A 21729-nucleotide genomic window follows, 5' to 3' on the forward strand; every position below is an offset into this window, starting at 1 on the left:
GGTACGGACACCGTGCGCGACAAGAGTTCGAGCGGATTGGACCGACGGGCCCCGGGAAGCAGGTGAGTCGGCGCGATGAGCGGCGGCATCTTCGTCAGCTACCGCAAGATGCACGACGGCGAACGGCGTGTGCACGCCCAGACCATCGAGGCGATCGTCGAACGCCTCCAGCACCACTTCGGTGAGGAGAAGGTGCTCGTCGACGTGGAGCTGGAGCCGGGCGTCCACTACCCGTCCCGGCTCCGCGACTGGCTGCGGGGCTGCGAGGTCGTGCTGGTGGTGATCCACCGCGAGTGGCTGGACGACCTCCGTGCGCGTCGCGGTGAGAAGTGGGACTGGGCGCGCTGGGAGGTCGAGACCGCGCTCGCCATGGGCCTGCACCTCGTCCCGGTGCTGCTCGACAACGCCCGGCTGCCCGGCAAGGAGCAGCTGCTCGCCGAGGACTTCCCCGGCCTGGCCGAGCTCGGCACCCGGCAGTACTGGCGGATCGGCTTCGGCAGCTGGAAGAAGGAGCTGGCGGAGCTGCTGCGAGCGCTGGAGGTGCGGGTCGCCACCGAGCCCCTGCCGGCGGCGGAACGACCGGAGCCTGTGCGCCGCAAGCACTTCCGGGCGGAGATGGGCGCGGCGGTGGTCACCGGCCTGACGGCGCCGTGGGTGCTGGCGCACTCGCCGGCGGGGCAGGGGCAGCCGGAGGAGTTCCTGGTGGCGCTGTCGATCGCGATGACCGTGGTGCTGGTCGTGTGGCTGGTGGTGGTCGCGGCCTGCTACGCGCTCCGGCACCTGTACGACCGGTACGACGTGCTGTTCGCCGAAGCCGGGCCGAACTCGAAGATCACCAACGGCCTGCTCGTCGCGGGCATCGGTCTCCTCCTGCTCCTCCTCGGCGCGGTGCTGTCGTACCGGGCGGTCGTGGCGGTGATGCTGGTGGTCGCCGCGTACGCCTTCGCGAGAGGCCACCGCTGGGTGGAGGAACGCCGCCGTGAGCGGTGGCCGTACCCGCACCTCGAACCGAGGTCCGAGCCCGTCCGCGGTGTGCTCGCGCACGCCAGCCGGTTCGTGGCCGAACGGGACCTGCTCACCAGGGCCGAGCGGGACCAGGTCGAGTTCGTGCTCGGACAGGTCGAGTGGGCGCGGCGGCGGATGGACGACTTCGCCCGGCTGGGCAGGTGGGCGTGGTTGCGGCAGGCGGGGAGCCTGTTGCCGGCGGCGTACGTGCTCGTCCTCGCCGCGGTGGCCGGCTCCGCGGTGCTCGCGGTCGTCGAGGGAGCCGTTCCGTCCTACGGGGCGTTCCTCGCCGGCTCCGTCGTCGTGGCGCTGCTGTGCTGTTCCGTCACCTTCGAGCTCGCGTTCCGGTTGCAGCGGTGGCAGCGCCGGACCGTCGTGGCGGACCTGCCCGCTCACGTCGACCGGGTGCGCGCGCGGCTTGCCGAGATCAGCGTTCCGCCCACCCGACAGGAGCACGCCGGATGAAGATCGTCATTGCCCTGCTCGTCCTCGTGCTCGCCGGGTGCGGGAACACGCCACCGCCGAGCCCGACCGCGCAGAGCACGCCCACCGTTGCCGAGGAGAAGGTGCCGAAGGTCGTGGAGCTGCGGCTCGCCGAGGCGCGCGAGGTGCTGAAGGCACGGGGATACCGGGTGGTCGAGGAGGACGCGACCGGGCAGCGGCGGCCGGTCCTCGAACCGCGGAACTGGGTCGTCACCTCCCAGCTGCCGGAGGCCGGCACCGACGCACCGGGCGGGACGGAGGTGGTGCTGGAGGTCCGCAAGCCCACGGACGCGTCGACGAGCCTGCCGCCGCCCGCGAAGGGGACCGTGCCGGACGTCGTGTGCCTCGACCTGCAGAAGGCGCAGGACACGTTGCAGGCGGCCGGGTTCTTCGTGTTGTCGTCGGAGGACGCGACCGGGCAGGGGCGGCGGCAGGTGGCCGACCGGAACTGGGTCGTGGTCAGCCAGTCCGCGGCCGCGGGCAGCACGCCCGAGGCCACCGTGAAGATCACGCTCGGGGCGGTGAAGCTCGGCGAGCCGACCGGGGCGTCCGGCTGTCCGAGCTGACGACGCCAACCGGCACCGGCCTCCCGCGTCCTACGACGGGAGGCCGTTCTCGTCGCGCCGGAGCATCAACGGGTTCGACAGTACTGTGCGATGCGTAGTACTGTTCACCACGCAACAGTGCGTCGGAGGGGCCATGGACACCAGTCAGCTGCTCAAGGGGGTGCTGGACCTGGCCGTGCTTGCGGTTCTGCGCAAGGACGACGGGTACGGCTACGACGTGGTGCGCAGACTGCGCGCCGGGGGGTTGAACGACGTGGGGGACGCGTCGGTGTACGGGACGCTGCGGCGGCTCTACAACGCCGGGATGCTGACGTCGTACGTGGTGCCCAGCGAAGAGGGCCCGCACCGCAAGTACTACAGCATCAACGAGCCCGGCCGGGTGCGCCTGGCCGAGTCGAGGGACACGTGGCGGTCGTTCGCCAGCACGCTGGACGGCCTGCTCGGGGAGGTCGCATGAACACGCAGGCACTGGGTGTCGAGCACTACGTGGCCGGGATGCGGGCCGCGCTCGACGACCTGCCGCCGCACGAGGTCGCCGAGATCATGGAGGACGTCGAGGCGCACCTCGCGGAGCTGTCGACCGAGCTGGGCGAGGACGAGACGATCGAGCGGCGGCTCGGGCCGCCCGAGCAGTACGCGCGGGAGCTGCGGCAGGCCGCCGGGTACCCGCCGCGGACCGAGCGGGTGCCGGTCACGGTCAAGCAGGCGCTGCTGACGCGGCCGCGTGCGGCGGCGTGGGGGTTGGCGGCGGCCACCGGGATCACGCTGCTCGCGGGGGCCGCGGCGTTGCGGGAGCCGGCGATCCTGCTGCTGCCGGCGGTGATCCTGGTGCTCAGCCTCGCGCTGGTGCAGGACCGCGGTCCGCAGCAGGCCGAGGTGATGAACCTGCGCGAGACGGTCAAGCTCAAGGAGTGGCTGACGCCGCAGGAGGGCACGCCGGCCGAACGCGCGCTGACCTACCTGCGGTCGCTGCAGCCCGCGTGGTGGCTGGTGCGGGCCGGGCTGCTCGGGCTCGGTGCCGTGCTGCTCGCCGGTCGTGACCTGCTCGGGTTCCTCGCTCTGGCCGCGATCGCCGTCGTGTCGGTGTTCGCGGCGCCGCGGGCCAAGACCGACCGCCGGTGGCTGTGGTTCACCCTGCCGGTCAGCGCGCTGGCGGTGGGCGTGCTGTTCTCGGTCATCGACGTGGCGGCCGACCAGCTGCGGTTCGGCGGCCCGGCGCGGCAGTCGTACTCGGCCCCGGTCGTGCGCGAGTACGAGAACATCTACGTCCGCGACGAGAACGGCAAGCTGCTCACCAACGTGCTGCTGTACGACCAGGACGGGCAGCCGATCAACGCGTCCGACCGGTACTACGGCTGCCAGAACCGCGGTGAGGAACCGATGATTCCGGCGAACCAGTACCCGCGGCCGAAGATCGACTACGAAAACGGTGTCTGTTACACCGTGACACCGAGTGCGGACACTCCGTCATCGGCGCCGAGTTCGGTGAGTTCGAGTGCGCCACCGCCTTCCAGTGGCGCACCGTCGAGCTCGGTGACACCCACTTCTGTGCCACCTAGCAAGTAATGCCGGGAGCGGGACCCGTCGGGGGGTCCCGCTCCTACTTGTTTTCCTGTGGGTCGGCCAGGTGGCGCAATACGGGCATGGCGGACCGCAGGTGTTCGCGGTCTTCCGGCGAAAGTTCCGACATTCTTTCACTCAATAGTTCTGCTTCGCCGTGAGCGAGCGACAGGATCGTCTCGCGGCCGACTTCGGTGAGCACCACAATCGTGGCCCTTCCGTCGGCCGCGTCGGGCTCCCTGCGGACCAGTCCGGTGGACTCCAGGCTGGTCACGACCGTTGTCGCGGTCGGCTGCGAACACAGCGCGCGCACCGCGATCTCGCCGATCCGCATCGGGCCGTGGGCGCTCAGTTCTGACAGCACCAACAACTGGGTGGGTTGCAGACGACGGGCCGGAGCGGCCTGTCGAAGACTTCGCACCAGCCGGTGCACGGCCACCACGAGTTGAAGTGCCTCGTGGTTGGTGACGGTGGTGGGCATCGTTTCTCCGCGCGCATGTGATTGTCCGAATTCGGACACGAACCCTGGCACTTTCCCTCATTCACGCTCCGCGCGCTATCCGCCAATTGCCGATAACCCATTCGGCCGTTGTGGTGACCGGAGGTGTCACAGCGCGCGTCCAGCACGCTTGAATGCGCTGGTAAACGGCGTAAAAAGCGCACTGCGGTTCCCGCGAACGGGTGGCGTGCGGCACCGTGGTTCCGATCGGTCAGAACGTGTGACAAAGATCCGCGAAGGAGTGCCGGTGTGCCCGGGTGGCGTAGCGCGTGCCTCCGAACGGCCGGTGGGGGTGCGGGGGCAGACTGACGAGGTGAGTGCGAAACCCAGGCGTGGCGAGCTCCGCATCTACCTCGGTGCCGCTCCGGGCGTCGGCAAGACGTTCGCGGTGCTCGGCGAGGCGCACCGCCGCCGGGAACGCGGCACGGACGTGGTCGTCGGCCTCGTCGAGACGCACGGCCGCGCGAAGACCGCGGACCTTCTCAGCGGACTGGAAATCGTGCCGCGGCGGCGGAGCACGCACCGCGGTGTCGAACTCACCGAGATGGACGTGGACGCGGTGCTCGCCCGCGCGCCCGAGGTCGCCGTCGTCGACGAGCTCGCGCACACCAACGCACCCGGCTCGCGTAATGCAAAAAGGTGGCAAGACGTCGAAGAACTGCTGGACGCCGGCATTGACGTCCTCTCGACCGTCAACGTGCAGCACCTGGAATCGCTGAATGACGTCGTCCAGCGCATAACCGGCGTGCCGCAACAGGAAACCGTCCCGGACGAGGTCGTGCGCAAAGCCGAGCAGACCCAGCTGGTCGACCTCACACCGGAAGCCTTGCGGCGCCGGCTCGCCCACGGCGACGTGTACGCGGCCACGAAGATCGACGCCGCGCTCGGCAACTACTTCCGCGTCGGCAACCTCACGGCGTTGCGGGAGCTCGCACTGCTGTGGGTCGCGGACCAGGTCGATGTCGCGTTGCTGCGTTATCGCACCGAACAGCAGATAACGGACACATGGGAAACGCGCGAACGAGTCGTCGTCGCCATCACCGGCGGCACGGAGAGCGAAACGCTCATCCGTCGCGCGCGCCGCATCGCAGCGCGCGCGGGAGCGGACCTTCTCGTCGTGCACGTCCTGCGCGGTGACGGTCTCGCGGGTGCCGATCCGCACTCGTTGCAGAGGTACCGCACGCTCACGGAGGACGTCGGGGCCACGTTCCACACCGTCGTGGGCGATGACGTGCCCACGGCGCTGCTGGAGTTCTCGCGCGGGGTGAACGCCACTCAGCTGGTGGTCGGCACCTCGCGCCGGTCGCGGCTCGCACGTGTGTTCTCCGCGGGCATCGGTTCGACGGTCGTGCAGGAGTCCGGTGCGATCGACGTCCACATGGTCACGCACGCGGCGACCGGCTCCGGCTGGCGGGCCCGGTTCGCCGCCAGTCCGCTGCGTCCGGGACGGCTCGCGCTGGGCTGGGTCCTGGCCGTCGCCGGACCCGCTGCGGTCACGGCGGCGGGCGCGACCCTGCGCGAGGGCCTGAACTTCTCCACGACCGTCATCGGCTACCTGCTGGTGACGATGGTGGTCGCGACCGCAGGCGGCCTCGGACCGGCGCTCGCGACGGCCCTGCTGAGCGCGCTGCTGCTGAACTTCTTCTTCACCGAGCCGCTCTACACGTTCACCATCGACGCGCAGCAGAACGTGCTCACGTTCATCGCGATGATCATCGTGGGCGTGTCGACCGCGCTCGTGGTGGACTACGCCGCCCGACGCGCCACCCAGGCCGCACGCGCTCGCACCGAAGCAACCCTCCTCGCCTCGTACGCGCGCACCGTGCTGACGAACCCCCATCCACTCGCACGACTGCTGGAGAAGGTGCGGGAGAACTTCGGCCTGACGTCGGTCGCGCTGCTGGAACGGGCCGACGGCGAGTGGCGGCGCGTGGCGGCCGTGGGCGCGCATTCGCCGGACGAGCCGGACGACGCCGAGATCGACATCGCGGTGACCGCGGACGTGCACCTGGCGGCCCGCGGCCGGTCGCTGCCCGCCTCCGACCGGCGGGTGCTGGAGGCGGCGGCCGGTCAGGCCCTGCTCGCGCTGCGCCAGCAGCGGATGGCCGAGCAGGCGCTGGAGGCCCAGCGGCAGGCGTCGCGGACCGAGCTGCGCACCGCGTTGCTCTCCGCCGTCGGCCACGACCTGCGCACGCCGCTGACGTCCATCAAGGCCTCCGTCTCGGCGCTGCGCGACCCGGACCTGACGCTGTCGGACCAGGACACGGCCGAGCTGCTGGAGACCGTCGAGGAGTCGGCCGACCGGCTCACCGGCCTCGTCGACAACCTGCTCGACTCCTCCCGCCTCGCGACCGGTGCGGTCGAGCCGCAGCTGCGCGCGGTCGGCTGCGACGAGGCGGTGGCGCTGGCACTGCGCGGCCTGAACGGCGACGTCGAGGTCGACGTCCCCGAGACGCTGCCGCTCGTGCGCGCCGACATCGGGCTGCTCGAACGGGTGATCGCGAACGTGGTCGGCAACGCGCTGCGTTACGCCGGTGCCGTGGCGGTGCGGGCCAGCGCCCACGGCGACCACGTCGAGCTGCGGGTCGTCGACCACGGCCGCGGCCTGCCCAGCGGGACGGCGGAGGCGGTCTTCGCCCCGTTCCAGCGCCTCGGCGACCGCACGCCGGGTGGCGTTGGTCTCGGTCTGAGCGTGGCGAAGGGCTTCACCGAGGCCATGGCGGGCACGATCACGGTGGAGGACACGCCCGGCGGCGGCCTCACCGTGGTGATCGCGCTGCCGGCCGAGGAGGGGACCCCGTGACGAAGGTGCTGGTCGTCGACGACGAGCCGCAGATCGTGCGCGCGTTGCGGATCAACCTGTCCGCCCGCGGCTACGAGGTGCTCACCGCACCCGACGGCGCGACGGCGCTGCGGCTCGCCGCCGACGGCCGGCCCGACGTCGTCGTCCTGGACCTGGGCCTGCCGGACATGGACGGCACCGACGTCATCGCCGGCCTGCGCGGCTGGACGACGTTGCCGATCATCGTGCTGTCCGCGCGCACGGACTCGCATGACAAGGTCGACGCGCTGGACGCCGGCGCCGACGACTACGTGACGAAACCGTTCGGCATGGACGAGCTGCTCGCCCGGTTGCGCGCCGCCGTCCGCCGCTCCGCCGTGACCGGCCCTGAGGACGAGCCGGTCGTGCACACGGCCTCGTTCACCGTCGACCTCGCGGCCAAGCGGGTGCTGAGGGACGGCGCGGAGGTGCACCTCACGCCCACCGAGTGGGGACTGCTGGAGGTGCTGGCGCGCAACGCGGGCAAGCTGGTCGCCCAGAAGCAGCTGCTGCGGGACGTCTGGGGCCCCGCGTACGAGAAGGAGACGCACTACCTGCGGGTGTACCTGGCGCAGCTGCGGCGGAAGCTGGAGCCCGAACCGGCCCGGCCGCGGCACCTGCTGACCGAACCGGGCATGGGCTACCGGTTCGAGCCCTGAGGGCGCCTACGGCTGGGGCGGGACCGGCGAGGTGCCGACGGTCGACGACGGCGTGGTCGGCGCCGTGCTCGACGTGGACGACCCGGTGGACGGGGTGGACGTGGCCGGCTCGGTCCACGACGTCGGCGGGTTGCTGTGCGTCTCGGTCGGCACCGCGGGGTTCGTCGTCACCTGCGGCTGCGCGGCCGGCTCCTGCGGCCGGGGCTGCTCGTCGGGACGCGCGGCCTGCCTGCGGTCCGAGCCGGCCTTGCCCGCCCCCTTGACCGACGACGACACGGTGACGACGACGGTGCTGGTGCTGCCGTCCGGGGCCACCGAGGTGAGCGTCTGCACGACGTCCGCGGTCGCGCGTTCCGGGGCGGCCTCCTGGCCGGAGCCGGCGAGCATGGCCGCGACGGTGGCGAACAGCGTGGCCACGACGACGCCACCGGCGGCCAGCACGACGGCCGTGCCGACGCGCTTCTTCTGCGGTGCGGCCGGCGAGCCGGGTGACTGCGGATGATCTACCTCGAACACACCCATCTCCTCGTGGGAAACCCGGTTGGATGGCTTTGCGTTCGAGTTATCGGCGGAAACGCACCAAGACCTCAGCAGGGCCACACCTTCGTGTAACCCTGTGTCACGTCGTGGGGACGGGCGTAACCCTACGGCGCCGTGGTCGTTGTGGCCGGCGCCGTCGTGGTGGTGGTCGTCGTGATCGCGGTGGTCGTCGTCACGACAGTCGTGGTGGTCGTCGGGTTCGTCGTCACCGGCGGGGGTTCCTCGGTCGTCACCGTCGTCGTGGTGCCGTCCGGGCGGGTGATCGTGGTGACCCGCGTGGGCCGCTTCGTCGTGGTCGTGGTGGCCGACGTGGTCGTCTCCGCCGTCGTCGAGGTCACCTCCGCGACCGACGAGGTGGTGGGCACCGTGGTGGAGGTGGTGCTCAGCGCGTCGCGCACGGCCTCCTTGCGCGGCGGCTGCTGGACGGGCGCCTCCGCGGCCGAGTCCGAGCCCGCGGCCAGCGAGGCGACCGCGGCGAAGACGGTGGCCAGCACCACGCCGGAGGCGGCGAGGATGATCTGGGGCGCACCGCGAAAGCGTGAACGCGCGTCGGGTTCCGGGCTCTCGTACACGAAGTTTCCCCTGCTCGAACCGTCAGTAGCCGTCTGTGGAGCCGTCAGAAGCCGAAGTTCTGCGTCCAGTAGAAACCGCGGGTGTCCAGGCCGACGCCCATGGTCGTGAACTTGCAGTTCTCGATGTTCGCCTTGTGGCCGGAGGAGTTCATCCAGCCCTGCATGACCTGCTCGGCGGTGCGGTAGCCCTGCGCGATGTTCTCGCCGCCGGGCTTCGGGTACCCGGCCGCCTTCATGCGCTCGGCGAAGTCCACGCCCTCGGGGGTGTCGTGGCTGAAGTACTTGCGGCTCGCCATGTCGGTGCTGTGCGCCTGGGCCGCGGTGGTGACGCGGTCGTCGATCACGAGCGCCTTGCAGCCCTTCGCGGCGCGGGCGTCGTTCACGAGGGCGAGCACGGCCTGCTCCGGCGTCTTGTCACCGGTGGGCGGCTTCGGCGGGTCCGGCGGCTTGGGCGCCTCGGACTGGGTCGTCGTCGTGGTGGTGGGAGCCGCCGACGAGGAGGTCGAGGAGGGCGTCGCCGTCGTCGTGGACGTGGTGGGAGCGGAGGAGGACGACGACGGGGTGGCGGTGCCCTGGACGGGGGTGCCGCCCGCGGTCTGCCTGCCGGGTGCGGCGGCGCTGCCCGATCCGAACTGGTTCGCCGCGTCGGTGCTCTCCTGCTGCGCGGCGGAGGTGACACCGATGCCGAGGGGAGAGGTGCCGCTGACGGCGAGGCCGCCGACGCCGGTCGCACCGATCAGCAGGCCGAGTAAGAGGCTGCGGGCACTCACGGCTGGGGACCGTACCACTAATGGGTGATAAGCCCAGGGTGCGTCTTCGGTCACCTCGGGTCACTGCGCGACCATTCGGAGGTGGACGTACGACTGAACGCGTGGGTGCGCGGACGAGTGCAAGGCGTGGGTTTCCGCTGGTGGACGCGGGCCCGAGCACTGGAGCTCGGCCTGGTGGGGAGTGCTTCGAACCGGGAGGACGGCCGGGTCGAGGTGGTCGCGGAGGGACCACGGGACAAGTGTGAACAACTCCTGAAGGCTCTCCGTTCGGGTGAAACTCCCGGCCATGTCGAATCGGTGGGTGAGCAGTGGTCCGGCGCCCGCGGCGGCCTGAACGGCTTCGTCGAACGCTGAACCTTCCGGCGACCGGTGGCGTAGAGGAGACCGTGGACTCCGGCGAAGACGTCCTCAACCAGCTGTACGAACGCTGGCGAGGCCCGTTGCTGCACTACGTGCTGCGACTGGTCGACGGCGACTACCAACAGGCAGAGGACGTGGTGCAGGAGACGTTGCTCAGGGCGTGGCGCCACCACGACGAGCTGGAACCCGACGACGCGGCACCGTGGCTCTACACGGTCGCGAAGAACCTGGTCATCTCCGGCTACCGGCGCCGCGGCGCACGCGCGACCGAGGTGCCGCTCGAACCGGTGGACCTGCCACCGGTCAGCGACCAGGTCGAGCACGTGCTGCAGGCGTGGCAGATCGCCTCGGCGCTGCGGGCCCTCACACCGGAGCACCGCGCCGTCGTCATCGAGCTGTACTACCGGCGCCGCACGGTCGCGGAGGCCGCCAAGACGCTCGGCGTCCCGCCGGGCACGGTCAAGTCGCGCTGCTTCTACGCGTTGCGGGCGCTGCGCGACGCCCTGGAGGAGAGAGGGGTGACCGAGGCATGAGCTGCGCGCACACCGTCGACGTCGGCGCCTACCTCTTCGGATCGCTCGACCTGAGGGAGCGCTCCGCGTTCGAACGCCACCTGCCCGGCTGCGCGGCGTGCCGGGCCGAGGTGCTGCGGTTCGCCCCGCTGCCGGGCCTGCTCGGCCGGCTGAGCCTGCGGGAGGTCGAGCACCTCGACGAGCTGCCCGCCGAGCCGCCGAAACCGGTCCGCGACCACCGTCGCCGCCGCCGTGTGCTGCTGGTGTGCGCGGCCGTGCTCGTCGCACTCGCGCTCGCCGGCGGCATCCTGTTCCTGCGGCCACCGCCCGCACCGACGTGGGCGGCGATGGACGCCGGCACCGGCGTGAACGCCGAGGTCGCGATGATCCAGAAGACCTGGGGCACCGAGCTGCGGTTCAAGCTCGGCAACGTCAAACCGGGCGCGCGGTGCAAGGTCATCGTGTTCGACCGGCGCGGGCAGCGGGAGATCGGCGGCTGGTGGGGGTCCGACCACACCGCTGACGAGCGGATTCCCGGCTCGACGTCGTTCCGGGTGGACCAGATCGACCGGCTGGAGGTGTCGGACGAGAGCGGCCTGCTGGTCACCCTCCGCCCTTAGGGGCACAGGTCGGCCCCCGCCTCCCGCAACCGGCGCAAGCGCTTGGGTACTCTGCGCGGCGTGCACCTCAAGAGCCTGACGCTGAAGGGCTTCAAGTCCTTCGCCTCGGCTACCACGCTGCGCTTCGAGCCCGGCATCACCTGTGTGGTCGGCCCCAACGGGTCCGGCAAGTCCAACGTGCTCGACGCGCTGCGCTGGGTGATGGGCACGCAGGGTGCCAAGGACCTGCGCGGCGGCAAGATGGAGGACGTCATCTTCGCGGGCACCTCCGGCCGCGCGCCGCTGGGCCGCGCCGAGGTGACGCTGACGATCGACAACTCCGACGGCGTGCTGCCGATCGAGTACACCGAGGTGTCGATCACCCGCCGGATGTTCCGCGAGGGCGCCACCGAGTACGAGATCAACGGCAGCTCCTGCCGCCTCATGGACATCCAGGAGCTGCTGTCGGACTCCGGCATCGGCCGCGAGATGCACGTGATCGTCGGTCAGGGCCAGCTCGCCGCGATCCTGGAGTCCAAGCCGGAGGAGCGGCGCGCGTTCGTCGAGGAGGCGGCCGGCGTCCTCAAGCACCGCAAGCGCAAGGAGAAGGCGCTGCGGAAGCTGGAGGCGATGCAGGCCAACCTGACCCGCCTCACCGACCTCACCGCCGAGCTGCGCCGCCAGCTCAAGCCGCTGGGCAAGCAGGCCGAGATCGCCCGCCGCGCCCAGGTCGTGCAGTCCGAGCTGCGGGACTCGAAGCTCCGCCTGCTCGCCGACGACCTCGTGACGCAGCGCGCGGCCATCGCCCAGGAGGAGCACGACGAGGCGAGGGCCCGCGAACGCCGCGCCGAGGTCGAGAAGTCGTTGCAGGCCGCCCAGCACCAGCAGAACGAGCTGGAGGAGCGGGTCGCCGCCGACACCCCGAAGCTGCAGGCCGCCCAGGACACCTGGTACCGGCTGTCCGCCCTGGAGGAACGCCTGCGCGGCACCGTCCGCCTGGCCGCCGAACGCGCCCGGCACCTGTCCGCGGACGTGGACGCGCCGTCGCGCGGTCGTGACCCGGACGACCTCGACCGCGAGGCCGAGGAGACCGCCGAGATGGAGCTGGAGCTCCAGGAGGGCGTGACCGAGGCCCGGATCGCGCTGGCGGAGGCCGTGGAGACGCGCGCCGAGCTGGAGCGCATGGTCTCCCAGGCCGAGAAGGCGCACATCGCCGCCGTGCGCGCGATCGCCGACCGCCGGGAGGGCCTCGCGCGGCTGTCCGGTCAGGTGGAGGCGTTGCGCAGCAAGACGAACGCGACCGCCGAGGAGATCGAACGCCTCTCCGGCACGCTCTCCGAGGCCGCGGAACGCGTCGAGCTCGCGTCCGTCGAGCTGGCCGAGGCGCAGGCCGTCACCGGCTTCGAGGACGAGGGTGACAACGACCTCGACGAACGGCTCCGCCAGGCCGTGCAGGCCAACGACGCGGGCCGCCAGCGCGTCGAGGAGCTGGTCAAGGCCGAGCGCACCGCCGAACGCGACATCGCGTCGTGGCGGGCCCGCGTCGACGCCCTGTCGCTCGGTCTGACGCGCAAGGACGGCGCCGGCGCGCTGCTCGCGTCGGACGTGCCTGGCCTGCTGGGGTCCGTGGCCGCGCTGCTGACCGTCGACCCCGGCTACGAGGTGGCGCTGGCCGCCGCGCTCGGCCCGATCGCCGACGCCGTGGCGGTGTCCTCCGGTGACGGCGCGCTCGCGGCGCTGAAGCTGTTGAAGGAGAAGGACGCCGGCCGCGCGGGGGTGCTGATCGGCGGTCATGGGTCCACTGTGGACACCGCTCAGTGGGGACCGCTGCCGCACGGTGCGCGGTGGGCGGTCGACGTCGTGCACGCGCCCGAGGCGTTGCGTCCCGCACTGGCCCGCGCGCTCGACCGCCTCGCCGTGGTGGACGACCTGGACACCGCGGCCGGCTTGAACGTGCGCGCGGTGACCCGTGACGGTGACCTCTTCGGCACGGACTGGGCCGTCGGCGGCTCCGGCGGCCAGGGCCAGAGCGTGATCGAGGTGCAGGCCGCGGTCGACGAGGCCCAGGAGCAGCTGGCCACCGCGGAACGCGCGCTGCAGCACGCCTCCGCGGCGCTGGAGGGCGCCCGTGCCGAGCAGCAGGCCCGCCGCAAGGTGCTCGACGCGGTCAAGGAGGCCGTGCAGGAGGCCAAGGTCCGCCAGGCCCGCTCCGGCGAGCGGCTGAACCGGATGGCCGCCGCGGTGCGCTCGGCGCAGGCCGAGGTCGGCCGCATCACCGAGCAGCGCGCGAAGGTCGAGCGGTCGCGCGAGGAGGCCCTGCTGAAGCTGGGCGAGCTCGAAGAGCGGCTGCTGATGGCCGAAGAAGAGCAGACCATGGACGACGAGCCGGACACCGACCAGCGCGACGAGCTGGCCGCCGAGCTCGCCTCCGCGCGCCAGGCCGAGATGGACGCCCGGCTCGTGCAGCGCACCGCCGAGGAACGCGCGCGTGCGTTGCAGGGCAAGGCCGACAGCCTGCGCCGCGCCGCCCGTGCCGAACGCGAGGCCCGCGAACGCCACGCCCGCGCCACCGCCCACCGCGCCCGTGGCGCCGTGGTCGCGAAGGCCGTGGTGCGCGGCGGTGAGCAGGCGCTGGAGCGCATCGAGGTCTCCCTCGCCCGCGCCGCCCGTGAACGCGACCAGGCCCAGGAACGCCGCGCCCAGCACGAGCTGCTGCTGACCCAGGTGCGCAACCTCGTGCGCGAGATGTCCGGCGAGCTGGAGAAGCTCGTCGACGCCGTGCACCGCGACGAGGTGCTGCGCGCCGAGCAGCGCATGCGCATCGAGCAGCTGGAGACGAAGATCGCCGACGACTTCGGCATCGGCCTCGACGACCTCGTGAACGAGTACGGCCCGGACGTGGTGGTGCCCGCCACCGCCGCCGAGCTCGCCGAGTACCAGGCGGCGAAGGAACGCGGCGAGCAGGTCTCCGAGCCGCAGCCCTCGCCCTACGACCGCGACACCCAGGCCCGCCGCGCCAAGCGCGCCGAACGCGACCTGTCGTTGCTGGGCAAGGTCAACCCGCTGGCGCTGGAGGAGTTCGCGGCGCTGGAGGAGCGCTACAAGTTCCTCTCCACGCAGCTGGAGGACATCAAGGACACCCGCCGCGACCTGCTCACCGTCGTGAAGGAGGTCGACGACAAGATCCTGGAGGTCTTCACGCTGGCCTACGAGGACGTGGCGCGCGAGTTCGAGGTCGTGTTCAAGGTGCTGTTCCCCGGCGGTGAGGGCCGGCTGGTGCTCACCGAGCCCGGTGACATGCTGACCACCGGCATCGAGCTGGAGGCCCGCCCGCCCGGCAAGAAGGTCAAGCGCCTGTCGCTGCTCTCCGGCGGCGAGAAGTCGCTGGCCGCCGTGGCGATGCTGGTGGCGATCTTCCGCGCCCGCCCCTCACCGTTCTACGTGATGGACGAGGTCGAGGCGGCGCTGGACGACACGAACCTGCACCGCCTGATCAGCCTGTTCGAGCAGCTGCGGGAACACTCGCAGCTGCTGATCATCACCCACCAGAAGCCGACCATGGAGATCGCGGACGCCCTGTACGGCGTCTCGATGCGCGGTGACGGCATCTCGCAGGTGATCTCGCAGCGGCTGCGGACGAAGGGCGAGGAACCCGAGCCCGCGAACGAGGCCTAGGACGAGGGCGACCGGAGCGGGCGCCTGGGGGGCGTGAACCGGCTCCGGTCGCGGCCTTCCGGCTGCGTCAGCGCGGTGGCCTCCCCCTCCGGGAGCCCCCTCGCCACCGCTCTGACGCAGCTCGCGCTCCGGGCGGGGTGTGATCCCCCAGTTCCACCGCACCACGTCCCGGCTCGCAGGACAAACTGTGCACGGCCGAGCTTGTGGAAACCTTGCATCCGCAGGTCAGAGGCGGTTCGATGGGGTCTACTCAGGCCTGCGCGCGTCGAGCCGCGCGGCTTCCTCCGGTGTCGGCGCGGTGCCACCGAGGTGCCGCGGCACCCACCACGCACCCGGCTCGTTGGGGTAGTCGGCCTGGGCGGTGTCGAGCAGGTCCTGCATCCGCTCGCGCAGCAACTCGTCGCCGGAGTCGCCGGGGGAGGCCTCGAACGGCTCGCCGATCAGGATGGTGACGGGCACGTGCCGCTGCGTGAGGTCCTTCTTGCGCCCCTTGGTCCACAACCGCTGCGTGCCCCACAGGGCGACGGGCACGAGCGGCACACCCGCCTCGTGCGCGAGCCGGTTCGCCCCGGACTTGATGTCCTTGACGGTGAACGACTGGCTGATGGTCGCCTCGGGGAAGATCCCGACGACCTCGCCGCCGCGGAGCGCGGACAGTGCCTGCTGGTAGGAGGCCTGACCCGCGCTCCGGTCGACGGGGATGTGGTGCATGCCGCGCATGAGCGGGCCTGCGATCTTGTTGGCGAAGATCTCGTGCTTCGCCATGAACCGCGTGAGCCGCCCCGACTGGAGCGCCCCGTAACCGCCGAAGATGAAGTCGAGGTAGCTGACGTGGTTCGACGCCAGCACCGCCCCGCCCTCATGCGGCACGTGATGCGCCCCTTTGACGGTGATCCGCAGGTCGAGCACGCGGAACATGAGCTTGGCCGCGGCGATCACCGGGGGGTACACGAGATCCGACATGCCTCAGAAAGTAGCCGGAACGGCTACTCGCCGGTAGCGGTACCTTCCTTGTCCCGGATGACCCTGGGCACACCCGCGAGGTCCTCGTCGTTGCAGAGCAACTTGAGGTCGTAGTACGGGTTCCCCTTGGTGTCGTCGTAGTCCAGGTGGACCGCGATGACGTCCACGGGTTCACCCAGCCACTCCTGCGTCTGCCGCAGCCACGCGGCGGCACGTTCGAGGGCGGTGGGCAGATCATCGTCACGGAATTCGACCGGCCGGTACGGAACACCCTGGACCTGGTCCCGGTTGTTCGTCGGCAGCGGCAGGTCGACGGCCACCCCGGATTCGTTGAGATCGAGTTGGATCGTTTCCTCACTCACCGTAGAAGAGTCCCCCACCCTCACCTGGGCTGCAAGCCCGAATCTGGTGGTTGACCCCCAGATCACCCGTCGACCTGCCTACATGGTGAGCCGGGTCTCACCGGATGAGCCGCGGTGCCGCGCGAGCAGTTCGGCGGCGAGTGCGGTGTGCGGATGGTCGGTTCCGAGGGCCTCCGTGCACTGCGCCACGAGCTGTTCCAGCTCCGCGACCGCACGCTCCGCCTCGCCGATGAGGGCGCGGCACCGGGCGAGGCGGATGCGGTTCAGGAGCGTGTCGCGGTGGCTTGCGCCCAGTACCCGGTGCTGGGCGGCGATGAGCGACTCGAACTCGGTGATCGCCACAGCGAAATCGCCTGTCACCGCACGACATGTGGACAGACCGCTGCTGATCTTCAGCGTGCCGAGGTGGAGTTCGCCGAGCACACGCCGGGCGTCGGCCAGGAGCTGTTCCACCTCCGGGATCACCGCACCAGCGCCGCTCGTCCTCGCTCGGGCGCTCGCAAGGTTGTTCCGCACGGCCAGGGTCAGCTCGTCGTCCGGGCCGAGCAGCCGCAGGCAGGTGTCGAGCAGCCGGGTCAGGTTCGGCACCGCGTTCTCGGTGCCGGGGCTGTGGTTGCGGGCGATGAGCACCTGCACGTGGTCGTCGCCCAAGCGTGACTCCAGCAGTGCCAGCAGGAGTTCGTTGTACTCGCGCGACTCGTCGGCGAAGCCGGCGTCACGGAGGTTCTGCCCCTGGTCGAACAGCAGGGGGTGGCATTCGGACGATGTCACCAGGAGAGGGAGCGCGATGGCGATGACCGCAGACGTGTTGGCGCGCAACGAAGACGCCAGGGAGAAGTCGTTGCCGTGTTCCTGGAGTGCCTGGTGCACCGCGTAGGCGGCCATCCACGCAAGCGTCGACCGGGTCCGCAGCGGCACGTCGTCGCGGGCGACCCGCTGCACGAGCGGGTGCAGGGTCACCACCCGGTCAGCCGCGTTCAGGTCCACCAGGCTGAGCCGGTGCAGGCAGTGCAGTGCGTCGGCGGCGTCGTCGGGGCCGACCGGCCGGCCGGTCGCCTCCTCCAGCCAGAACACCGCCGCCTCACCCGTGAGGACGGTCGTCGGGATGCCGTGCGGGTCGAGCAGCGACGCCAGCTGCAGCAGCGGTTCGGCCAAGCCCTGCGGCGTGAGGGAGTTCGCCAGCTCGACCGCCAGCGACCACGTGACGGCGACGGTCGCCCGGTGGTCGTCCGGCAGCGCGGACGGTTCCGGGGCGAGCGCGTCGAGCCGCCTGCTCCGGAACCTGGAGAGGTACTCGGCACAGGTGAGGCCGCGGTCGACGAGGTAAGCCACCGCCTGCGCCAGCGCCAGCGGCAGGTGGCCGAGCGCGTCGGCCAGGTCCTCGGCGCCCGTGCGGAGGTCCGGGTGCGCGGCGAGCTTGGCCGCCAGGTACGACGAGGAGTCCGCCGCGCTGAAGGTGTGGACGTCGACGACGCGGGAGTCGGCGCGCCGCACCGCGGAGTCGCGGCGCTGGGTGGTCACCAGGGTCTGGCCGGAGCCGGGTGGCCACAGGCCCCGCACGGCCGCCGGGTCGACGACGTCGTCGAGCACGACCAGCCAGGTCCGGTTCGCGGTCTGGAGCCAGGACAGGAACTCCTCGGCGGCCGGAACGACGTCCGTGCCGGACGTCACGAGCCGGAGGCACGCGGCGGCCGCGGCGTACGTGTTCAGGATCGCTTCTCGCGTCGTGGCGGAGACCCAGACGACCACGTCGGCGTCGCTGGCACGGGCGTGGTGGGCGGCCGTCTGCGTCTTGCCCACCCCGCTCGTGCCGGTCAGCGTCGTCAGACCGGTGGTGAGCGGCGCGTCGGTGAGGCGGTCCTGGTAGCAGTCGGCCTGCCGCGGGATCACGCCCACGCGGATCGGGAAGGCCACCTCCGCGGTTGGTGGGTGGAGGTGCACGCCGCCGTTCACGTCGCCGGAGACCTGGACCACAGGCCCGTGGACCACGCCCGTCACCGAGTTGGCGGGGCGGTCCTCGTCGGGCACGGCGCGATTGTACCGTCAGGCTGCTGTGAAGGAGAGTATGCGCAGGTCAGAGTCGGTATAACCGCGTCAGTTGAGACACCCGCGAAAACTCCCTCGCTTCGAACGGCCGTGCGAGCAACCATTCCCTGCATGTACGACATCCGTTTCGCCGAACCTGGCGACCTGAGCGCCACGATGGCGCTGCTCGTCCGGCTCCAGGCCGACAACGCGCACCACATCGGCTACCTCGGTGAGACAGTCGACGAGCTCCGCGCCGAGCTCGGCGAGTTCGAGCCGAGCTGGGCCGACTGCACCGTGGTCGCCACCGACGCCGATGACAACATCACCGGCATGTTCAGCGTCGAGGTCGACAGCGAGCTGGGCCGTGCGTGGTTGCACGGGCCGTTCGTCGACGTGCCGGTCAACCACCCGGCGGGCAGCCGGATCTGGGACCAGACCGCCGACGCGATGTTCCGGAGGGCCGCCGAGATGCTCACCGGCATCACCGACCTCGAGCTGTACGGGCACACCGCCCACCGGCGGCTCGCGGCGTTCGCCGAGCGGCACGGGTTCAGCGCCGGCAAGGCGAGTGCCATCCACGTGCTCGACAACGGGGATCTGCGCACGCTGCTGCTGCGGGACGCGAAGTGCCCCAGCGAGCGTGAGATGCGCGTCCTGCCCACCGATCCGCACGTGCACGAGGCCGTTGCCGTGCTGCACGAGCGATGTTTTCCGCGCACGTACCTGTCCGGCAAGCAGCTCGTCGAGTCCAAACCGGAGAACCGCACCGTCGTCGTCGCCATGGACGGCCGGCGCGTGCTCGGCTACGCCGCGGGCAAGGCGCAGCCCGAGGAGTACTACGTCGACTTCGTGGCCGTGGAACCGGACGTCCGCGGTCAGGGCGTGGGCGCTGCCCTCGTCACCGAACTGCTGTGGAAGCTCGCGGCGGACCACGGTGCACGACCGCAGGCCGCCGCGTCGATCCACGCGGGCAACGAGAGCTCGCAGCGGATGTTCGACCGCCTAGGCTTTCGGCTGCACGTCGAGCTCGTCGCCTACCGGCACACCGCCTGAACGCCCAGCCGGGTGCCGCAGTGACAGCAACCCGCCGACCAGCAACGTGACCGCCACCCCCAGGGGCGTGTTCCACCAGCCGGTCAACGACTTGCGCGTCGCGTCCGCCTTCGCGAAGTCGATCGTCGGGGTGTTCCCGACGAACTTGACGCCCAGGATCACGAACCCGACGACGAGGACCGTCGCCACGAACGCGATGACCGCGTCCGCCTGCGTGACGCGCTTGAAGACCAGGCCGAGGAGGAAGGCCCCGAGCAGCGCGCCGTAGGTGTAGCCGGCGATGCCGAGCGCCTGCACCACGATCGGGTCCGCCGTGGTCTTGTTCGAGGAGGCGAACAGGCCCGCGCAGACGATCAGCAGCCCCGCCCACACCAGGGTCCAGATCCGGCCGTGGCGCAGGCGTTCCTCGTCGGTCATCGGGGTCTTGCGGACGCGTTCGTAGACGTCGGTGACCGTGCTCGACGCCAGCGCGCCCAGCGACGACGACAGCGCCGCGGCCAGGATGCCCGCGATCACGAAGCCGGACAGGCCGCTCGGCATGCTGACGATGAAATGGGCGAACAGCTCGTCCTTGTTGTTCAGCCCCAGGTCCTTCACCGGGTCCACGCCGTTGTAGAACGCCCACATCATCACGCCGATGAACAGGAAGAACGCGAACTGCAGGAACACCACGAACCCGGACGCGATCAGCGCCTTCTGCGCGGCCTTGACGTCCCTGGTCGCCATGAGCCGCTGCACGATCAGCTGGTCGGCGCCGTGCGAGGCCATCGACAGCAGGGCACCGCCGAAGAACGCCGCGATGAACGGGTAGGCGCCCGTCAGCGGTGACGAGGTGAAGTCGAAGAGCTGGAACTTGCCCGCGTCGGCGGCTTTCCCGAACCAGCCGTCGGGCAGCTTGCCGGCCAGCACCCAGATCACGACGAGACCGCCCAGGACGTACCAGAGCATCTGGATCGCGTCGACCCACACGACCGCGCGCACGCCGCCGAAGAAGCTGTAGAACACCATCGCGATGCCCAGCGCCAGCACGATCACCCAGTACGACGCGGTGATGCCGTACTGCGCCAGCACGACCTTGATCGGGATGGCCGTGGCGAAGAGCCGGATGCCGTCCGCGAGCAGGCGCGTGAACAGGAACGTGACGGACGCCGTGGCGCGCATGCCGTTGCCGTAGCGCTGGCCCAGGTACGCGTACGCGGTGACGAGGTCGCCCTTCACGTAGCGTGGCAGCAGCACGAACGACACGACGATCCGGCCCACGATGTACCCGAGCGCGAGCGTCAGGTACGTCATGCCGCCCTGCGCGGGCGTCGCCATGTAGGCGATCACGGGCACGCTGAGCACCGTGAGGGTCGACGTCTCCGCCGACACCACCGACAGGCACACCACCCACCACGAGATGCGCTTCTCGCTCACGAAGTAGTCGGTGGCCGACTTCTGCCTGCCGCCGATCCACGTGCCGAGCAACGGCATGCCGACGAGGAACAGGGCGATGATCGCGAGGTCTAGTCCGCGCACTTCGGGTCCCCCATCTTGAGCTTGGTCACGACGGTGCCGTGCGGCTGCGGCATGCGCAACGGCCCGTTGCCGGGAGTGATGCTGCCGAGCAGGCGCGGCCCGGACGCCCCGGTCGCGGACGGCGTGTTGCCCGCGACGCCGTGCCAGGTCAGGAAACCGAGCAGCGCGGCCAGGTAGGCCTCCTTGCCGTCGCGCGGCAGGCCGAGCGCGTCGCTGATCCGCAGCGGGATCGGGTGCAGCGCACGGGTGAGCGCTTCCACGAGCACCGGGTTGCGCATCCCGCCACCGGAGGCGACGACCACGCCGGCGTCGTGCGCGCGGCAGGCGTCCGCGATGGTGCGCGCGGTGAGCTCCACCAGGGTGCGCAGCATGTCCTCGGCCGGGACCGTCGGGAACCCGTGCAGGTACTCGGCGTTGAACAGCTCCTTGCCGGTCGACTTCGGCCACGGCGTGGCGTAGTACGGGTCGGCGAGCAGCTTGCCGAGGATGTCCTCGCGAACGGTGCCGCGGCGGGCGAACTCCCCGTTGGTGTCCTGGCGGCGCCGGCCGTCCGACAGGACCTCGACCACGGCGTCGAGCAGCGCGTTGCCCGGCCCGGTGTCGTAGGCGATGGGCGCGGAGCCCGGCCGCACGACGGTGATGTTCGCGATGCCGCCGATGTTGAGCGCGACGGCGGGCGTGTCGACCATCCCGGCGAGCCACAGCGCGTCGAGCGTGCTCGCCAGCGGCGCCCCGTGCCCACCGGCGGCCACGTCGCGCACCCGCAGGTCGGCGACGACCGGCAGGCCGGTCCGCTCCGCGATCCAGGCCGGCTGCCCGAGCTGCAACGTGCCCAGGCAGTCGCCGTCCTGCACCTCGTGGTGCACGGTCTGGCCGAGCGAGCAGATCAGGTCCGCCGGGAGGTAGCCGGCGGCGACTTCGCCGAAAGCCTGCCCCAGCGACGTGTCGAAGGCGCACACTTCAGCCGCGTCCCTCGGTATCTCCAGCAGGTCCTTCGGGAACGGGTGCTCGGCGTGCTGCACCGGCACGAGCTCGACGACGTCACCGCTGATCGCCAGGTCGGCGACGGCCACGTCGATGCCGTCCATCGACGTGCCGGATATCAGTCCGATCACCCTCACGACGTGTGGTCTATTCCACACCGTGTTCAGGCGCAAGAGCTGCGGTGAAATCTTCGCCTAATT

At 71.0% G+C, this 21729-nt stretch carries 20 protein-coding genes; 11 read left to right on the top strand and 9 right to left on the bottom strand.

The window, feature by feature from the left end; all coding sequences use genetic code 11:
- The first annotated feature begins 75 nt into the window (after positions 1 to 75).
- From ACZ7CD_RS10110 to ACZ7CD_RS10125, 4 genes are all read left to right on the top strand, one after another.
- The gene (locus tag ACZ7CD_RS10110) at positions 76 to 1470 is read left to right on the top strand and encodes a toll/interleukin-1 receptor domain-containing protein (protein WP_470378765.1); all 1395 of its coding nucleotides are present in this window, start codon (positions 76 to 78) and stop codon (positions 1468 to 1470) included.
- Positions 1467 to 2054, top strand: a complete 588-nt coding sequence (locus ACZ7CD_RS10115; protein WP_470378766.1) for a PASTA domain-containing protein — start codon at positions 1467 to 1469, stop codon at positions 2052 to 2054. The genes ACZ7CD_RS10110 and ACZ7CD_RS10115 overlap by 4 nt, the downstream gene beginning before the upstream one ends.
- 133 nt (positions 2055 to 2187) lie before the next feature.
- Positions 2188 to 2511 (top strand): PadR family transcriptional regulator, encoded by a 324-nt coding sequence (locus tag ACZ7CD_RS10120; protein ID WP_360391102.1) that lies wholly within the window; start codon positions 2188 to 2190, stop codon positions 2509 to 2511.
- A complete protein-coding gene (locus tag ACZ7CD_RS10125; RefSeq protein ID WP_458430593.1) occupies positions 2508 to 3620 on the top strand; it encodes a DUF1700 domain-containing protein in 1113 nt (370 codons plus the stop codon). The genes ACZ7CD_RS10120 and ACZ7CD_RS10125 overlap by 4 nt, the downstream gene beginning before the upstream one ends.
- A gap of 34 nt (positions 3621 to 3654) precedes the next feature.
- Here ACZ7CD_RS10125 and ACZ7CD_RS10130 read toward each other — a convergent pair whose 3' ends face one another.
- Positions 3655 to 4095, bottom strand: coding sequence for a MarR family winged helix-turn-helix transcriptional regulator (locus ACZ7CD_RS10130; protein ID WP_090095422.1), 441 nt, complete (start codon positions 4093 to 4095; stop codon positions 3655 to 3657).
- A gap of 331 nt (positions 4096 to 4426) precedes the next feature.
- On the opposite strand from ACZ7CD_RS10130, the gene ACZ7CD_RS10135 reads away from it, so the two are divergent.
- The gene (locus ACZ7CD_RS10135) at positions 4427 to 6916 is read left to right on the top strand and encodes a DUF4118 domain-containing protein (protein WP_470378767.1); all 2490 of its coding nucleotides are present in this window, start codon (positions 4427 to 4429) and stop codon (positions 6914 to 6916) included.
- A complete protein-coding gene (locus ACZ7CD_RS10140) occupies positions 6913 to 7593 on the top strand; it encodes a response regulator (RefSeq protein ID WP_360391093.1) in 681 nt (226 codons plus the stop codon). The genes ACZ7CD_RS10135 and ACZ7CD_RS10140 overlap by 4 nt, the downstream gene beginning before the upstream one ends.
- A gap of 6 nt (positions 7594 to 7599) precedes the next feature.
- On the opposite strand, the gene ACZ7CD_RS10145 is transcribed toward ACZ7CD_RS10140, so the two are convergent.
- The 3 genes from ACZ7CD_RS10145 to ACZ7CD_RS10155 form a co-directional block, all read right to left on the bottom strand.
- Complete coding sequence (locus ACZ7CD_RS10145; protein WP_360391091.1) at positions 7600 to 8109, bottom strand: hypothetical protein; 510 nt, start codon at positions 8107 to 8109, stop codon at positions 7600 to 7602.
- A gap of 128 nt (positions 8110 to 8237) precedes the next feature.
- Positions 8238 to 8705, bottom strand: coding sequence for a hypothetical protein (locus ACZ7CD_RS10150; protein ID WP_360391088.1), 468 nt, complete (start codon positions 8703 to 8705; stop codon positions 8238 to 8240).
- 44 nt (positions 8706 to 8749) lie between these two features.
- A complete protein-coding gene (locus ACZ7CD_RS10155; protein WP_470375409.1) occupies positions 8750 to 9475 on the bottom strand; it encodes a CAP domain-containing protein in 726 nt (241 codons plus the stop codon).
- Between the two features lie 63 nt (positions 9476 to 9538).
- On the opposite strand from ACZ7CD_RS10155, the gene ACZ7CD_RS10160 reads away from it, so the two are divergent.
- The 4 genes from ACZ7CD_RS10160 to smc are packed head-to-tail and all read left to right on the top strand — an operon-like array spanning position 9539 to position 14621.
- Complete coding sequence (locus ACZ7CD_RS10160) at positions 9539 to 9829, top strand: acylphosphatase (RefSeq protein WP_470370854.1); 291 nt, start codon at positions 9539 to 9541, stop codon at positions 9827 to 9829.
- Positions 9830 to 9861: 32 nt separating this feature from the next.
- Entirely contained in the window at positions 9862 to 10368 is a 507-nt protein-coding gene (locus ACZ7CD_RS10165; protein WP_360391082.1) for a sigma-70 family RNA polymerase sigma factor, read from the top strand.
- Positions 10365 to 10967 (top strand): anti-sigma factor family protein, encoded by a 603-nt coding sequence (locus tag ACZ7CD_RS10170; RefSeq protein WP_458430595.1) that lies wholly within the window; start codon positions 10365 to 10367, stop codon positions 10965 to 10967. The genes ACZ7CD_RS10165 and ACZ7CD_RS10170 overlap by 4 nt, the downstream gene beginning before the upstream one ends.
- A 60-nt stretch (positions 10968 to 11027) precedes the next feature.
- The gene (gene smc, locus ACZ7CD_RS10175; protein ID WP_470370789.1) at positions 11028 to 14621 is read left to right on the top strand and encodes a chromosome segregation protein SMC; all 3594 of its coding nucleotides are present in this window, start codon (positions 11028 to 11030) and stop codon (positions 14619 to 14621) included.
- Between the two features lie 246 nt (positions 14622 to 14867).
- On the opposite strand, the gene ACZ7CD_RS10180 is transcribed toward smc, so the two are convergent.
- From ACZ7CD_RS10180 to ACZ7CD_RS10190, 3 genes are all read right to left on the bottom strand, one after another.
- On the bottom strand, positions 14868 to 15584 hold the full coding sequence (locus tag ACZ7CD_RS10180) for a lysophospholipid acyltransferase family protein (RefSeq protein WP_470370788.1): 717 nt from the start codon (positions 15582 to 15584) through the stop codon (positions 14868 to 14870).
- Between the two features lie 23 nt (positions 15585 to 15607).
- Complete coding sequence (locus ACZ7CD_RS10185) at positions 15608 to 15946, bottom strand: hypothetical protein (RefSeq protein ID WP_360391070.1); 339 nt, start codon at positions 15944 to 15946, stop codon at positions 15608 to 15610.
- A gap of 78 nt (positions 15947 to 16024) precedes the next feature.
- Complete coding sequence (locus tag ACZ7CD_RS10190) at positions 16025 to 17974, bottom strand: DUF7779 domain-containing protein (RefSeq protein ID WP_470378768.1); 1950 nt, start codon at positions 17972 to 17974, stop codon at positions 16025 to 16027.
- Positions 17975 to 18103: 129 nt separating this feature from the next.
- Here ACZ7CD_RS10190 and ACZ7CD_RS10195 point away from each other — a divergent pair, with 129 nt between their 5' ends.
- On the top strand, positions 18104 to 19027 hold the full coding sequence (locus ACZ7CD_RS10195) for a GNAT family N-acetyltransferase (protein ID WP_360391065.1): 924 nt from the start codon (positions 18104 to 18106) through the stop codon (positions 19025 to 19027).
- Here the strand turns inward: ACZ7CD_RS10195 and ACZ7CD_RS10200 are convergent.
- Both ACZ7CD_RS10200 and ACZ7CD_RS10205 read right to left on the bottom strand, forming a co-directional pair.
- Positions 18977 to 20545: a sodium:solute symporter gene (locus ACZ7CD_RS10200; RefSeq protein WP_360391062.1), complete on the bottom strand. Its 1569-nt coding sequence runs from the start codon at positions 20543 to 20545 to the stop codon at positions 18977 to 18979. The genes ACZ7CD_RS10195 and ACZ7CD_RS10200 overlap by 51 nt on opposite strands.
- Entirely contained in the window at positions 20533 to 21666 is a 1134-nt protein-coding gene (locus ACZ7CD_RS10205) for an anhydro-N-acetylmuramic acid kinase (protein ID WP_360391059.1), read from the bottom strand. Before ACZ7CD_RS10205 ends, ACZ7CD_RS10200 begins: the two co-directional genes overlap by 13 nt.
- Positions 21667 to 21729: the final 63 nt, after the last annotated feature.

Source organism: Lentzea sp. NPDC036949 (assembly GCF_055608075.1).